Genomic DNA, 15402 nt, shown 5'->3' with positions numbered 1-15402 from the left:
TTTTTATGATTCGCAAACTGTTAATAGCTAATCGCGGCGAAATTGCCTGCCGTATTATCAAGACCGCCCGCCGCCTGGGGGTGGCCACTGTCGCGGTGTATTCCGATGCGGATGCCGACGCCTTACACGTGCAGATGGCGGATGAAGCGGTGCGCCTGGGCCCGGCCCCGGCCAGGGATTCCTACTTGGATATCGACAAGGTGCTGGGTGCGGCCAAGCAGACCGGCGTCGATGCCATCCATCCGGGTTATGGTTTCCTGTCGGAAAATGCCGGGTTCTGCCGCGCCTGCGATAGTGCCGGCATTATTTTTGTCGGCCCGCCCACCGGCGCGATTGAGGCTATGGGCTCCAAGTCCGCCGCCAAGCGCATTATGGAAGAGGCCAATGTACCCCTGGTGCCCGGTTACCACGGCACCAACCAAAATACAGAACTGCTAGAAGGCCATGCCAATCGCATCGGTTACCCGGTATTGCTGAAAGCTGCTGCCGGCGGCGGTGGTAAGGGGATGCGCCGTGTCGACAGTGCCGATGCATTCCACCAAGCGCTGGCCGCTGCCAAGCGTGAGGCCATGAATGCCTTTGGCGACGACATTATGCTGCTAGAGCGCTACGTGGTGAGCCCTCGCCATGTGGAAATCCAGGTGTTCTGCGATCAGCAGGGCAATGGCGTCTACCTGTTCGAACGGGATTGCTCTGTACAGCGCCGCCACCAGAAAGTGGTGGAAGAGGCCCCGGCACCGGGGATGACCCCGGAGCTGCGCGCCCGTATGGGGGAAGCGGCACTGCGCGCCGCCTACGCCATCGGTTATGTGGGGGCTGGCACAGTGGAATTCCTGCTGGATGCCAGCGGTGCTTTCTACTTTATGGAAATGAACACCCGCCTGCAGGTGGAGCACCCGGTCACAGAAATGATCACAGGCCAGGACCTGGTGGCCTGGCAGCTGGCAGTCGCTGCCGGCGAGTCTCTGCCTTTGAGCCAGGATGAGCTGCAGATCAACGGCCATGCCATGGAAGTGCGCATCTACGCCGAAGACCCGGATAACGATTTCCTGCCCGCTACCGGCGTGTTGGTGCGTCACCAACCGCCGGCGGAAGGCGAGGGCGTGCGTGTGGATACCGGTGTGCAGACTGGCGATGAAATCAGCGTGCATTACGATCCCATGATCGCCAAGTTGATCTGCCACGGCCGCACCCGCAAACAGGCCCTGGCCAAGCTGGACCGCGCCCTACGCGATTACCAGATCGCCGGTGTGCGTCACAATATCGAATTCCTGCGCCGGGTGATCAATCACGAGGCTTTCGCCTGTGGTCGTGTTTCCACCCATTTTATTGAGGACTTTGAGGCGGAAGTACTGCATCGGGAGCAGACGTTGACTCCGCTAAAGTGCGCCGCTATTGCCGGATACCTGCAGCAGCGCGAAGAGCGAGATCTGCGCAACAGCGCCCCACAACGGGACCGCTACTCCCCCTGGCACAAGGGTGATAACTGGCGCAATGCCCTCGCCGGCAGCCGTACCCAGACCGTGGATTACCGTGGCCACCACGCACAGATCCGCTTTGTTGCCGAAGGCGACAGCCTGCGTTGGACCTGCGATGCCTTGTGCGGGGAGAAAAACAGCGGCGAGATTCGCCTGCTGCCGGGCCGTGACCTGATGCTGGTGGATGGCTGCCGCATGAGTTTCTCCGCTGTGAATACCCGCGATGGCGGTGCTGTATTTATCGATGGCACTCAAGTGGAATTTAAGTTGCTGCCGCCGGATATCGGCGAGAGCAACGACCAGGCCCACGGCCTCGACGCCCCCATGAACGGCACTATTATTTCCCTGCTGGTAGAGCCCGGCTCGGTTGTGGAAAAAGACCAGCCGCTGCTGGTGATGGAAGCGATGAAAATGGAGCACACCCTGCGCGCTCCCGCTGCCGGCACCGTACATCAATTTTTCTGTGCCGAAGGTGAGCTGGTGGATGGCGGCAGCCTGCTGGTAGATTTTGCAGAGGGGGCGCAATCATGAACCTGCCCAAGCACGTCAAAATCGTGGAAGTCGGGCCCCGAGATGGCCTGCAAAATGAAAAGCAGCCCATCTCCGTGGAAACCCGTATCGCCCTGGTGGACAAGCTCAGTGTCAGCGGTCTGTCGGTTATTGAAGCCGGCAGTTTTGTCAGCCCCAAGTGGGTACCGCAAATGGCCGCCAGTGAAGCAGTACTGGCGGGTATCCAGCGCAAAGACGGTGTTATCTACAGCGCGCTCACGCCAAACTTAAAAGGCTATGAGCGCGCAGTGGAAGCCAAAGCAGATGAGGTCGCCGTATTTGGTGCGGCCTCGGAAGCCTTCACCCAGAAAAATATTAATTGCAGTATCGCTGAGAGTCTGGAGCGCTTCCGCCCACTGGTGGAAAAAGCGAAGCAAGACGGCATACCCGTGCGCGGATACGTATCCTGCGTACTTGGTTGCCCCTATGAAGGCGATATTGATCCGGCCAAAGTGGCAGAAGTTAGTGCCGCTCTGTTGGAGATGGGCTGCTACGAGATTTCCCTCGGCGATACCATCGGTGTTGGCACCCCGGAAGCGGCCAAGCGTATGCTGGAGCAGGTGATGGCCCGTGTACCTGTGGGAAAACTCGCGGTGCACTTCCACGATACCTACGGCCAGGCCCTGGCCAATATCTACGCCGCCCTGCAAATGGGTGTCGCGGTAGTGGACTCTGCCGTAGCCGGCCTGGGGGGCTGCCCCTATGCCCGCGGCGCCTCTGGCAATGTCGCCAGTGAGGATGTGCTCTATATGCTCAACGGCCTGGATATCGAAACCGGCGTGGATTTACAGCTACTGGCAGAGGCTGGCAACTTTATTTCTGAGCAGTTGGGGCGTGAAACCAACTCACGCGTGGCCAAAGCTTTGTCGCCCCATTAATCTTCTTCGGTATGTTCTTGTTCCCCAAAGTGGTCTTTTGCCAAATTTCCTTTAGCAGCCTGCTAAATTACTATCCCTCATTTCATGCCACCTTTCACCGGTGTTGTAATATTAACCCTCGAAGTGCATGGGTTCTTCTAGCATACTAACGAAAAAGGGCCAACCACTGTTCACTATCCATTTTTACAGTTCCATGATTTTTGCTATATACAGCATCGGCCAGGGCTTGTTTTTGTGCCTGTAATTCAAGAATTTTTTCCTCAACTGTATTTTCGCAAATGAGTTTATAGACAAAAATTGGCTTGTCCTGCCCGATGCGATGGGCCCTGTCTGTGGCTTGATTTTCCACGGCTGGATTCCACCAGGGATCATAGTGGATGACAGTATCTGCCGCGGTTAAATTCAGGCCTACGCCTCCGGCCTTAAGACTAATCAAGAATACGGGGATATCGCCATTTTGGAAGGTATCGATCGCTTCCTGGCGCCTGCGAGTCTGGCCGGTTAGTTTTGCGTATGGAATATTAGCCTGGTCGAGTTTTGATGCTATTTTTCCTAGCATTTCCGTGAATTGGGAGAATAATAGAATTTTACGCCCCTCCTCCACCATCTCCGGAAGTAGTTCCATGAGGGCTTCAAGTTTTGCAGATTGTTTCACTTTTTTGGCTTTTTCGAGTTTGACAAGCTGTGGGTCACAGCATGTTTGTCTCAACTTCAATAGCGCATCCAGTATTTCTATCTGGGATCGATTTAGACCTTTTTGTTTCATCAAATCCCTCACCCGCTTCTCCATTGCTGCGCGTACTGTTTCGTAGAGAGCAGCCTGGTTTTTGCCAAAATTTACCCGATATATAATCTCTGTCTTTGCCGGCAGTTCTTTTGCAACTTCCTGCTTTGTTCGGCGTAGCAAAAATGGAGAAATCCTGTGACAGAGTTGCCCCTGTTTTTCCTCACTGCTTTGCTTTTCAATCGGGGTTCTGTAGAGGGTGTTAAATTTTTTCCGGTTTTGTAGAAACCCTGGCATCAGAAAGTCGAAGAGAGACCAAAGCTCACCCAGATGATTTTCCAAAGGTGTTCCTGTCAGGCAAATCCGATGTTGTGCATTCAGGGTGCGAACAACCTGTGAAGCCTTGGATTTATAATTCTTGATTACCTGAGCTTCATCCAAAATAAGAATATGGAATTCTTGATTTTGGAAAATTTCTTCATCGCGAACAATGAGCGGGTAAGTGGTAATAACCAGATCCGATTGCGGAATAAGGGTGTAGTTTTCGTGACGTTGGTTGCCATGCAATACAAGGACAGACAAATTGGGGGCAAAGCGTTCAGCTTCTTGATGCCAGTTTCCGAGCAGGCTGGTTGGTACAATCACCAAGGCGGGGCTTTTCAAGCGCCCGCCCTCCTTTTCTTTCAGTAGGTGGCCAAGTGTCTGCAGGGTTTTGCCCAGGCCCATATCATCGGCCAGAATACCGTTCATGTTTAACCTGCGCAGGTGCTGCAGCCAGTTTAAACCCGCTTGTTGGTAGGGACGTAATTGTGCGCGCAAGGTGCGTGGTGGTTTGATCGGCTTGGGCCCTTTATGCAGATGCCGGGCCAGAGTCTTGAGATTATTGTTGCCACTCCAGATAACCTCTTGTTCCGGCAGGTCTCCCACTGCATACCTGGGAATTCTGAGTCCATTGGATTCACTGTTATACCACTCCTCCAGTAGGGCGCTGAGATCCTTAAACAGCGTATTGGGGAGCCGGATATATTCACCGGAACCAAACGGGATCAGGGTTTCTTTTTTGGCGTGGGTTTCTGCACCCAGTTCCAGATAACCTATCAGCAGAGGGATCAGGGGAAGTGATTGTCCTTCAATATCAATTGTAACTCCCAGGGAGAACCAGTCATTGGACTCCTGTTCGGCCTCCCATCCCCATTCCTCAACAGTGTGGATTTTGAGAGAAAAGCTCTCTTCTACCTCAACCAACCAGCCCGAGGCTTTCAGCTCTGGAATGCCTTCCTGAATAAATTGGTGCCATTGCTCTATGGTTTCGATGGTGGACCCGCGGTTCAAAAATGTCAGAAACGGTTGAGCCGACTGGTCGGAGTTAAAATGCCAAGGCCACTTGAACAGTGTCTGGATGGCCTCTTCCTCCCGCATAAAATCCCGGTTTAGGCGGTACAACTGCCCCTGGTATTCTTGCAGCTCTGCAGTGGCGGGCTGTTTGGAGAAAATTTCATCCCCCGACAGCGGAATAGGGCCATAGAACAGGCGAAAATCCGCGATATGGATGCGCTCGGTACTGTGTGGGAGTTGAACAGACTTAAGCGCTAGCGTCGGCCTTACCGCTTCATCAATGACAGTAAGAGGCAGTGATTTTGGTATGGGTAGGGTATTGACTCCGGCCAGATTCTGCAGATAAGGAAATGCCTTGGCCAGTGCGTCTTCCGGTATAGGGGGCATGTTGATCAGTTTTTCGAGCGTCGCTCCATTAATAGAGGTGTTGATATGACCAATTGTGTTCAAATTGGAATCAAAGTAACTGGGTGGATCAGTGGGAATCATGTGCCAACCAGGCGCAAGTCCGTCAATAATGGGTTTCAATGCTGTGGCTGACCCGGCTGTGTCCCATTGCAACGCCAGTTCAACTGACTCGCCTTGCCGAATTGGAATCCGCTCTTCCATATTGTTAAACAGGCGCTGACTGTTTAACAATTGGTCAAGGAGCAAAGTGCCCTCCTTGCCGCGAAGCGATGATCGGGAATTCAGCTCAGAGAGAAGCTTTAAAAACCCGATAATCCGTTTGTCATCATCAGAAAAAGACAAGTGATTTGCCCGGTAGATCTGCTCACGCTGTGACTTTCCATAACCGCCTTTTTTTAATGGTCTTGCGGAATAGATATTTACACTGACATGTGGCGAATGGTACTGCTGATTCCAGTTGAGGGTATAAAGCAGGTGTTGATTGCTGGTGAGTCGATCTTCATATATGCGCTCTTCTTCCAAATTACCCCGCTGCCACTCTTGCCAGCGATCAAGAATAGAGGTATTTCCGGTTACAACTTTGGGTATTGTATTTTCTTCTAGTAGGGTAAAAAGTACTGCGACAACATGTTTGCAATTATAACTGACAGGACAGGTACAGTCCCCAATAATCTTCGGCCCGTTATATCGTTTACGGTTTACAATAGTGATATTCTGATCGTAGTTCCTGTTGCCAGAGCCGATCACGACGCCGTAAATTTTGTGAAAATCACGGGAGGCCTGGTACTTTTTAACTTTGCCACGTTGATGATAGGCTTTACCACGAATGAGGCTATTATCCGAAAATTGATTTTCAATATCTTCTAGGGAGAAAATGATATCCATGCGGGTGTCTTGCAAAAGGTGAGCGTTGAAACCAAATTTGGTATTTGAGATCTTGATAAGAGGCAGTGTATGGGTTGATTTGTTGTTGTCTCACAATCAACCGCCCAAGGAACAAGCTACGGTAAACAAGAATAACGCTATTGAGACGGTAGGTCGAGGGGCTCGGACTGATCCACTCACTGAGCTACTTCGCAGGGGATTGAAACGGGGTTGGCAGCAGCCCTGCCAAAACGCAGCTTGGCTGGTGCCGCCCTATGTGCAAAAGATCGGGACACTGGATGGAGTGTCATGACTTTATCTCCCGCTTTATACGGCCTTGGCTGATTCCCAGTCCCTCCCTGTGAATCCAGCAGGAGCCAGCCCGCATCAGGGATCAACTTGCCTTTGAATCGTCACCCTGATAAACGGCACACTTGCCACAGGCTCCGGTCACTCATTCGGTGCCAACGTATGGGTTGTAGAGATCTGTTTCCTATGTATTGCCCTGGCAATGACCTCATTTTCCAAAGCGACAGGCGCTGTTGCAACAATCTGCCGAATATCAAAATTATCCGTAAGACCCGCCGGGCGGGGCGTATGTCTAAATCAAGGGGTTGCCTTTGATCCCAGGCCAATGGGTTTGCCAAATGCTCCCAGAGCCTATATAACCCCTGAACCGGAAGACCAAAAGACAAGTGCCGCCTTCAAATACCAGCACAGATCAATGTGGAGTTTGACGCTGGGCTACCATGCCCAGAGATGGTAAGCAGTCTGGAAAAGCGATAAACACAACGGTCGTTTTCGGCTAACATTTTTCCGGCTGCTATTCCCGCGAGTACTCCCTACCAGGAAAGTGACCATTTGAGGCTGCCCGACAAGGAAACTGATATGAAAACTGTACTCAAGCACAGTATCCCCCTGGCGCTATCGCTGGCTATTGCTGCCTGTGGCGAAGCGCCGCAAAACAGTGCAAGTTCACCCAAGGCCGAATCAACCCTGAATACGGCTGCAGCGAAAATGAGTCCTGCAGAGCCACTGCAAATTGCTTATGAAAAATTCACCTTGCCGAATGGTCTGCGCGTTATTGTGCACGAAGATCACAAGGCACCGATTGTCTCTGTAGGTGTCTGGTATCACGTGGGTTCCAAAGATGAGAAACCCGGCCGCACGGGCTTTGCCCACCTGTTTGAACACCTGATGTTCAACGGCTCTGAAAACTACAACGACGAATATTTTAAACCCTTCGAACTGGCCGGGGCTACCGGCATGAACGGTACCACCTGGCTGGACCGCACCAATTATTTTGAAACGGTGCCAAGCAACGCCCTGGATATGGCGCTGTGGATGGAGTCCGATCGTATGGGACACCTGCTCGGTGTGATAACCCAGGAAAAGCTGGATGAGCAGCGTGGTGTCGTTCAAAATGAAAAGCGCCAGGGGCAAAACCAGCCTTATGGCAAAGTCTGGGAGCGCATGCAGAAGGCTATTTTCCCTGCGGGTCACCCCTATTCCTGGACCACAATCGGCTCTATGGAGGATCTTGAGGCCGCCACCCTGGAAGATGTCCACGAATGGTTTAAGCAGTATTACGGGGCCGCCAATACAGTTCTGGTGCTGGCGGGTGATATCGATCTTGACACCGCCAAAGAGAAGGCCAGCCAATATTTTGGTGATATTCCCGCCGGCCCACCCCTGATCAAGAAAAAAGCCTGGATCGCCAAACGCGACCAGTCGAGTCGCGAGCAGATGTATGATCGCGTGGCCCAGTCACGGCTCTACAAAGTCTGGAACACCCCCAATCTGACCCATGAGGACGCCAATGCCGTAGCGATGGCGGCTGCAGTGCTCGGCGACGGCAAGAACTCACGGTTATACAAGCGCCTTGTCTATAAGGACCAGATTGCCACGGATGTCAGTGTGCCCTTGTACGAATTTGAACTCTCCTCAATTTTTCAAATCATCGCCAATGCAAAACCCGGCGTCGATCTGTCCGAAATAGAGACAGCGATTGAAGAGGAACTGCAGCGTTTCCTTGAGGAGGGGCCAACGGCGGAGGAGCTGGCGCGTGTCAATATGAGCGCGTACGCCTCCTATGCCCGGGATCTGGAGCAGGTCGGCGGCTGGAGCGGTAAGGGCGTTATCCTGGCCCGCGGAGAGCTTTACCTGGACAACCCCACTGCCTACCTGGATGCGTTGAGCGTAAAGCAGGAAATTACCCCACAACAGGTACAGGTTGCCGCGCAGAAGTGGCTGTCAAACGGTGACTACAATCTGGAAGTGCATCCCTTTGCCGAATATGCTGTGGCGAAGTCGGGCGCAGACAGGTCCAAGCTGCCGGAAACCGGCGATTTCCCCAGCGTTCCCTTTCCCAAAATACAAACTGCCGAGCTTTCCAACGGCCTGAAAGTGGTGCTGGCAGAACGCCATTCGGTACCGGTGGTGGATATGCGCCTGCAGTTCGATGCCGGTTATGCCGCTGACCAGGGGAATACACTGGGCACTTCCAGCTACGCCATGTCCATGCTGAAGGAGGGTACCAGCAACCTGAGCGCCCTGGAAATCAGTGCCAAAGAGGAGGTACTTGGAGCACATATCAGCACCTGGGCGGATATTGATACTTCCACTGTGCGTCTCAATGCACTGAAAGCGAACCTGGACGATTCCATAGCGCTGTTTGCCGATGTGGTTCTGCGTCCGGCCTTCTCCGATGATGAAATCGAACGCAAGCGCACACGTTGGATCGCCGCCATCCAGCAAGAAAAAACCCGCCCGGTGGATATGGCCCTGCGCAGTCTGCCCCCCCTTCTATACGGCGAAAATCATGCCTATGGGGTGCCCCTCACCGGTTCCGGTAGCGAGGCCTCTATCCAATCACTGGGACGCGACGATCTGGAGGGTTATCACCAGACCTGGATACGCCCGGACAATGCCACCCTGGTGGCAGTGGGAGATATTACCCTGGGCGAATTGACACAAAAACTGGAGCAGTATTTTGCCGACTGGCGTGCACCGGGGAGCGCTCTGCCACAGAAGAACCTGGCCCTGGTGGCACACCCGGAAAAAGCCAGCGTTTATCTGATCGATAAGCCCGGTGCCGAGCAGACTATGATAATCGGCGGCTTGCTGGCGCCATCTGAGAAAATCGCAGAGCGTGAAGCCCTGCATATGATGAACGACATTTTCGGTGGCACATTTACCGCGCGTATCAATATGAATCTGCGTGAGGACAAACATTGGGCTTATGGCGCCTATTCTTTTATGACCGGTGCCAAGGGACAGCAGCCGCTGATCGTCTACGCCCCGGTTCAGACCGACAAAACCAGCGAGTCCCTGCGGGAGCTGCAAAAAGAGTTGCGCGCTTATACCCGTAACAGACCGGCGCAGGAGGAAGAGTTGCAGAAAGTCAAGGATAAGCGTGTGAATGAGCTGCCTGGCCGTTTCGAGACCATCAATGCCGTGTCCAGCGCGGTCTCCAGCATGGTGACCTACGAGCGTCCTCTGGATTATATGGATAGTTATGCCGAGCAGATCCGCAGTGCAGATCTGGATTCTATCCACACCCTGGCCCGCGAGACGATTAAACCGGAGCAATTTATCTGGGTGATTGTCGGTGACAAGAGCAAAATCGCAAAGGGTATTCGCGATCTGGATATCGGTCCCATGATGGAACTGGATGTGGATGGCAAGCGCATCGACGAGCTGGCGGCACAATAAGCTTCAGTGGAAGAGCACAGCAGGCGGTCGAAAGGTGCCTTTGGAACTGTTTGACGGCCAGCTGTAACAAGCCACGTTAACCGGTGTATTTCTTGTGTCTGATGGGGAGATACGCCGGCTGTTCAGCCCGGTATGCTGTTTGATTACGGGATGACTGGTAACAGTCAGCGGGCCAAAGTTGGCATATCTGTGGATAAAAGCCAAAAAAAGGCCGCATAGCGGCCGAGTTGGGGGGGATGAAATCTACTCTACCCTGACCAGGTCATAGCTTGTGAGCGCAGGGATTGATTGGTGTACCTCTTGTTCCAGCCGGTCAATAGACGACAGGGATGCACACAGCCGCTCGGCGTGTTGCTCAATTTGATTTGAACGCTGCTCCAGCATTTGTTCGGTCTTTTCAGTAATCTGCTTTTCAAGGCTGCGGCCACCGGTAAATACCGCTTTGATGGCGTGCCAGGCGATGGTTGTGGCGGATTCCCTGGCAAGTTGCTCTATGCGCGGTTCAAACTCCTCGGATATTGTCTTGTCAATGAAGTCCCCGATCTCGGAATATCCCAGTTGGTAGATTTCCCCCTCCCGATTGAGACGCGCCTCGGTGCGCTGCAGCAGTTCCTTGGAGAACTGCTGCAGCTCAAGATTGTCCGGGTGATCCGGGCCGGCCAGGGCAGCAATCGCCATGGACAGCCCGTCCATGGCGATATCCATGGCCTCCAGGGTGATCAGTAGTGTTTCCCGCCCGGCACGGTGCAGCTGCCGGCGGTAGTCTTGCAACAGTTGCTGTTGTTGCTGGTTCAAGGGGACGGACTTTCCATCGACCAGCAGCTGGTTTGGAGTTGCGAAATGTACCAGTTGATAGTCGCTATCGGTGTTTTGTACCTCCAGGAAATCGGGGCCGACACGAACCGGATAGTGGAGCGATACTGTGCAGTTGTCCCCAGTGATTCCAGAGACATCGTGGCCTATGGCCTGGTTTGCGCTCCCGAGCCCGATAAGTATTGAAATACCGAGTGGTTTCCACATGGAGTTTGTTCCTGTCTTTGTCGTCTTCTTCCTATGACGCAATCTGTGCAGGCAATGGATGCAGTGTGGCGAAGAAATATTGGCGGTTATTTTTTGTGCAGAGAGCGGGTCTTATTACCCAGGGGCTCAATGCGCATCTTGACGCTGACCGGAGTGCCCCAGGTAACATAGCAATGGCTGTTTTATAACGTAAATAAGATTGGGGGCAACCAATGTCTTTGAGTAGACCGTTGGCGGTGCTGTGGCTGGTGCTATTTGGGGCAGTGGCACAGGCCGGAGGCATCGCCGAATACACAGTGGATATGCACAAGCGCAGTGGCTATCACGATTTCTATTGGGATGAAAGCAGTGGCCGGATACTGCTGGAAATTGACGTATTTGATCGTGAGCTGCTGCTCCTCACAGGCCTGGCCCAGGGGCTGGGTTCCAACCCGGTAGGATTGGACCGCAACCAGATTGGAGAGAGCCGCCTGGTAAAATTCCAGCGTGCGGGAAACAAGGTGCTTCTGCACCAAGTGAATATGCACTATCGCGCAGAGTCGGAAAACCCGGCTGAGCGTCGCGCGGTACAGGAGGCCTTTGCTTCCTCGATACTCTGGGGTTTCGAAATTCTGGCACAGGGAGAGGGCCGTGCGCTGGTGGATTTCACCCCCTTTCTGCTCAGCGACCAGCACGGTATCGGATCGCGGCTCAAGCAGGCAAAACAGGGCAACTATACGGTGGATAAGTCCAAATCGGCCGTTTACCTTGCGCGCACCAAAAACTTCCCCAACAACAGCGAGTTCGAAGCACAGCTGACGTTCACAGGCACCGAACCGGGCAAGCAACTGCGCGAGGTCGTGCCGACCCCGACTTTGGTATCCCTGCGTCAGCATATTTCTTTGATCGAACTGCCGGATAATGACTACCAACCGCGCCGCTTCCACAGCCGCAGTGGCTACTTTCCCTTCGTTTACCGGAATTACGCCACCGCAATCGATCAGCCCCTGGACCAGCGTTTGATCTATCGCCATCGTCTGCAGAAGAAACCCGGCAGTGATGAGGTGGTGGAGCCGATTGTTTACTACGTGGATTCCGGAGTTCCCGAGCCGGTGCGCAGCGCCCTGGTTGAAGGGGCCAGTTGGTGGAATCAGGCATTTACCGCAGCCGGCTATAAAAATGCATTCCGCGTGGCCATTCTGCCGGAGAATGTCGATCCGCTGGATGTGCGCTACAACGTGATTAACTGGGTACACCGTGCCACCCGTGGCTGGTCCTACGGTTACTCGGTAACTGATCCCCGCACCGGGGAGATTCTCAAAGGAAACGTGACACTGGGCTCCCTGCGTGTACGTCAGGACTTCCTGATCGCTCAGGGCTTGCTGCAGCCCTTCGGCGATCGACCGGCAGATACCGGGGCCCTGAAAGCCCTGGCCCTGACCCGTATCCGCCAGCTTTCCGCCCACGAAGTCGGTCATACCCTTGGGCTTGCGCACAATTTTGCCGCGAGTGGTGGAGGGCGCGCTTCGGTAATGGATTATCCGGCGCCGTTAGTCTCCCTGCATGGGGAACAGTTGCGGCTGTCTGATGCCTATGCCACCGGCATCGGCGCTTGGGACAAACTGGCCATTCAATATGGTTATGGCGATGGGGGTGATGAGCGGGCGTTTTTGCAGTCTATTATCGCCGAGGCTCGGGCGCAAAAGCTGCGCTTTATATCCGACCCCGATTCCCGCACCATCAATAATGCCCATGCGGTGTCCCATTTATGGGATAACGGCAATGACCCTCTGGCGGAGTTTGTGCGTATGCTGGAGTTGCGTCGCCATGCTCTGGATAACTTTTCTATCGCTGCGAACCCCAAATCCGCCCCCCGCTCGGATCTGGAGGAGACTCTGGTACCGGTTTATTATGGGCACCGCTACCAGGCGGAAGCGGTGGGTAAACTGATCGGCGGCCTGGATTACGATTACCTGTACAACGATGCTGAACAGAACAGCTATACCCTGGTGCCCGCTGAGCGTCAGCAGCAGGCCATCACTGCACTGCTGGGGACGCTCTCCCCCGATTTCCTGGCATTGCCGGAACAGGTCTTGCAAATAATGCCGCCAAAGTCCTACGGCTACAGTCGCACAGGAGAGAGTTTTCCCGCATACACCGGTGTGGCCTTCGACGCGGTGGCCCTCGGTGAAGCGGCAGCGAATCACACCCTGTCCATCCTGATGAACCCCCAGCGGGCAGCGCGCATGAACCAGCAAAGCGCGCGCAGCAGTGAAATTCCCGGATTCGATACACTGCTGTCCCAACTTACCGCGATGGCCCTCGACAGCGCGCACTATTCCGGGTTGCGGGCCGAAATCCACCAGCGTGTAAACCACACCTATATCCAGCGTCTAATGCTCTTGGCTTCCGATAACAGCGCCGCCGAATCGGTGCGGGCCAAGGCACATTTGCAACTGGCCAAATTCCAGCTGGCATTGGGTACAAAGAGGCTATTTGGTGAGGACCCCCAGGGATATAGTGCCCACTACTATTTTCAGGCGAAACGTATAGAGGCGTTTATCAGCGGCGAACTGGAGGTCAAGGCGGGGGATATCAAGGCGATGCCGCCGGGCTCTCCGATCTGATAAGTGTTGTTTGTGCAGGTGTAAAAGACTGCTACTGTCTGTTCCGTTTGCCGGATCAACTGCGGATAAACTGAGATTTTTTAATCCAGTGGCTGCCGCGATATTTACGGGTGGGCACCGGGCGGCGCTTGGCCCAAAAGAAATGCCGGTTGAATTGAAATTCCACCTTGTACCCTTCCGCCAGCGCAGCCAGGGGCATGGCTTGCCAGCTGGCCTGGCGCCGCTTGCTGGTGGCCTCAAGCAAGTACTCCTGGTTATCCACAATGGCGACCACCCAGGCGTGTCCCTGGCCCTTGTGGGTACCCAGTGCCACCCGCGCATCCACGCCCAATTCAATCAGCCAGTCGGCCAGAAGAATGGCGTGGTCCTCACAATCCCCCCGCTTTTGGTAATAGGCTTGACGCGATGTTTGCCAGATATCAGACAGGCCTGCGTACTGTAGATGGTCGTACTGGTACTCTTTGTTCATTGCCAGAATATAGAGCGGTACCCACAGCTGTCTGGTTTCGAATGGCTTGAAACCCACCAGATAGCTGCTGGCAAAGTGATGCAGCTGATCGAGCCCCCGCGCAGAGGCGGTTGCCGCTTCGATGCCCTGCCAGTTCCATACGGAGACATGGGCGCTTTCCTCCAGAGTGCGCTTGGCCACCACACCTTGAATAGCCTCCTCGGATAGAGACTGGCTACTGCCTGTCACACGCACAACGCCGTGCTGGCGGTCCTGTTTCAGAGGCTTGGTGTCTGTATTGGCACTTGAAATCCGGATTTTTGCATTTAGTGACGCTTCCTGTGCAAATTTGGCTGCAGTGCCATGTAAAGTGTTGCGCAGTATCTCGGGTGCCATCAGTGCCAGGGAAAGTGCAAGAAGCAGCATTGTCCATTTGCGCACTGTGCTAGCCTTTCAGTCCGAAAGAAATAATGATGGCAACAAAAATCAATATTGTGGAGGCAAAAATAGAGACCGCAATATTGCCGTTTTTTAACTCACCCTCAATATCCACGGTACGCAACAGCTTTTTATCAATGGTTACTAATGCGGCGATACCAATAAACAGCGCAATCAGGGTATAGAGCAGGTTGATACCAAAATTGAAAAAGGTTGCGGTAATAAATTCCAATTGCATAGTGTCACTTGTGTGTAATTAGGTTGATAGTCCCAAATTCACTATTTAGTCAAAATCTGGGTCGGGCTCAGAATAAGCGCAAAGAATACCATACTGAAAAGGATTTTATTAACTTGCTATGCTGTAGAAATCGAAACCGCTTTTTATCCTGAGTTGGGGGAAAAATGCGTTTAATTTTTGTGCTGGGGCTATTGATCATCCTGTTGTTTACAAATGCCTGTGCGGAACGGGTAGAAGTGCCGCCGGCACATGTCGGTAAGGTACTCACCCAGAATGGCTACAAACTGGAAGTCGTACCGCCTTCGAAGTTCCGCCTGGATATGTGCCTTTTATATTGTGACAAACTGGTTACGCTGCCCATTGCAGACTTTGTTCACCTGGAGAGGTTCAAGGGCTTTATGCCCAAAGACCAGCGCAATATGAGCTTTGATGTGCGTATGACAGGCGCTATCAGTAGTGGGGTTATTGATCATGCCGTTTTTGGTAATCAGGTGAAACAAGCGGCAGGGAAAAAGCGATAACCCCTGTGTGAACAGAGAAAGGTGTTTATGGATTTGAATCAGACTCAAAAACCCAATAAGGGCACACGAGTCACTTTGTGGTGAGTGGGGTCATGGTCCTTAATTGTAGTAGTTCAGACTTGATCTGACAGTTACCGGTTTTTCTGACGGTGGTCTGTCAGGTCAGGTTCAGTTCACGAAC

9 protein-coding genes are annotated in these 15402 nt (G+C 53.5%); 5 read left to right on the top strand and 4 right to left on the bottom strand.

Features of this window, described 5'->3' with window-relative positions:
- Window positions 1-5 precede the first annotated feature (5 nt).
- Entirely contained in the window at window positions 6-2009 is a 2004-nt protein-coding gene (locus Q1A48_RS16795; protein ID WP_299947231.1) for an acetyl/propionyl/methylcrotonyl-CoA carboxylase subunit alpha, read from the top strand.
- A complete protein-coding gene (locus tag Q1A48_RS16790; RefSeq protein ID WP_299947228.1) occupies window positions 2006-2905 on the top strand; it encodes a hydroxymethylglutaryl-CoA lyase in 900 nt (299 codons plus the stop codon). The genes Q1A48_RS16795 and Q1A48_RS16790 overlap by 4 nt, the downstream gene beginning before the upstream one ends.
- Before the next feature lie 145 nt (window positions 2906-3050).
- On the opposite strand, the gene Q1A48_RS16785 is transcribed toward Q1A48_RS16790, so the two are convergent.
- The gene (locus Q1A48_RS16785; RefSeq protein ID WP_299947225.1) at window positions 3051-6257 is read right to left on the bottom strand and encodes a DEAD/DEAH box helicase; all 3207 of its coding nucleotides are present in this window, start codon (window positions 6255-6257) and stop codon (window positions 3051-3053) included.
- 867 nt (window positions 6258-7124) lie between these two features.
- On the opposite strand from Q1A48_RS16785, the gene Q1A48_RS16780 reads away from it, so the two are divergent.
- Entirely contained in the window at window positions 7125-9950 is a 2826-nt protein-coding gene (locus Q1A48_RS16780) for a pitrilysin family protein (RefSeq protein WP_299947222.1), read from the top strand.
- A gap of 243 nt (window positions 9951-10193) precedes the next feature.
- Here Q1A48_RS16780 and Q1A48_RS16775 read toward each other — a convergent pair whose 3' ends face one another.
- Window positions 10194-10970 carry a DUF2884 family protein gene (locus tag Q1A48_RS16775; protein WP_299947219.1) on the bottom strand — a complete coding sequence of 259 codons (777 nt, stop codon included), beginning with the start codon at window positions 10968-10970 and terminating at the stop codon, window positions 10194-10196.
- Window positions 10971-11182: 212 nt separating this feature from the next.
- Between Q1A48_RS16775 and Q1A48_RS16770 the strand changes: the two genes are divergently transcribed.
- The gene (locus Q1A48_RS16770) at window positions 11183-13576 is read left to right on the top strand and encodes a zinc-dependent metalloprotease (protein ID WP_299947217.1); all 2394 of its coding nucleotides are present in this window, start codon (window positions 11183-11185) and stop codon (window positions 13574-13576) included.
- A gap of 55 nt (window positions 13577-13631) precedes the next feature.
- On the opposite strand, the gene Q1A48_RS16765 is transcribed toward Q1A48_RS16770, so the two are convergent.
- Both Q1A48_RS16765 and Q1A48_RS16760 read right to left on the bottom strand, forming a co-directional pair.
- Window positions 13632-14465, bottom strand: coding sequence for a transglutaminase domain-containing protein (locus Q1A48_RS16765; RefSeq protein WP_299947214.1), 834 nt, complete (start codon window positions 14463-14465; stop codon window positions 13632-13634).
- 4 nt (window positions 14466-14469) lie between these two features.
- Window positions 14470-14700 (bottom strand): DUF350 domain-containing protein, encoded by a 231-nt coding sequence (locus Q1A48_RS16760; RefSeq protein ID WP_299947211.1) that lies wholly within the window; start codon window positions 14698-14700, stop codon window positions 14470-14472.
- A gap of 164 nt (window positions 14701-14864) precedes the next feature.
- On the opposite strand from Q1A48_RS16760, the gene Q1A48_RS16755 reads away from it, so the two are divergent.
- On the top strand, window positions 14865-15221 hold the full coding sequence (locus Q1A48_RS16755; protein WP_299947208.1) for a hypothetical protein: 357 nt from the start codon (window positions 14865-14867) through the stop codon (window positions 15219-15221).
- The last annotated feature ends 181 nt before the right edge of the window (window positions 15222-15402 follow it).

The organism is uncultured Microbulbifer sp. (assembly GCF_947489355.1).
Lineage (GTDB): Bacteria > Pseudomonadota > Gammaproteobacteria > Pseudomonadales > Cellvibrionaceae > Microbulbifer.
The sequence above is the reverse complement of the archived record's forward strand: the minus strand, read 5'-3'. Positions and strand labels throughout refer to the sequence as shown.

Coding starts and splice junctions, on each gene's coding strand:
- Q1A48_RS16795 (WP_299947231.1), top strand. CDS start 6: ATGATTCGCAAACTGTTAATAGCTAATCGCGGCGAAATTGCCTGCCGT.
- Q1A48_RS16790 (WP_299947228.1), top strand. CDS start 2,006: ATGAACCTGCCCAAGCACGTCAAAATCGTGGAAGTCGGGCCCCGAGAT.
- Q1A48_RS16785 (WP_299947225.1), bottom strand. CDS start 6,257: ATGGATATCATTTTCTCCCTAGAAGATATTGAAAATCAATTTTCGGAT.
- Q1A48_RS16780 (WP_299947222.1), top strand. CDS start 7,125: ATGAAAACTGTACTCAAGCACAGTATCCCCCTGGCGCTATCGCTGGCT.
- Q1A48_RS16775 (WP_299947219.1), bottom strand. CDS start 10,970: ATGTGGAAACCACTCGGTATTTCAATACTTATCGGGCTCGGGAGCGCA.
- Q1A48_RS16770 (WP_299947217.1), top strand. CDS start 11,183: ATGTCTTTGAGTAGACCGTTGGCGGTGCTGTGGCTGGTGCTATTTGGG.
- Q1A48_RS16760 (WP_299947211.1), bottom strand. CDS start 14,700: ATGCAATTGGAATTTATTACCGCAACCTTTTTCAATTTTGGTATCAAC.
- Q1A48_RS16755 (WP_299947208.1), top strand. CDS start 14,865: ATGCGTTTAATTTTTGTGCTGGGGCTATTGATCATCCTGTTGTTTACA.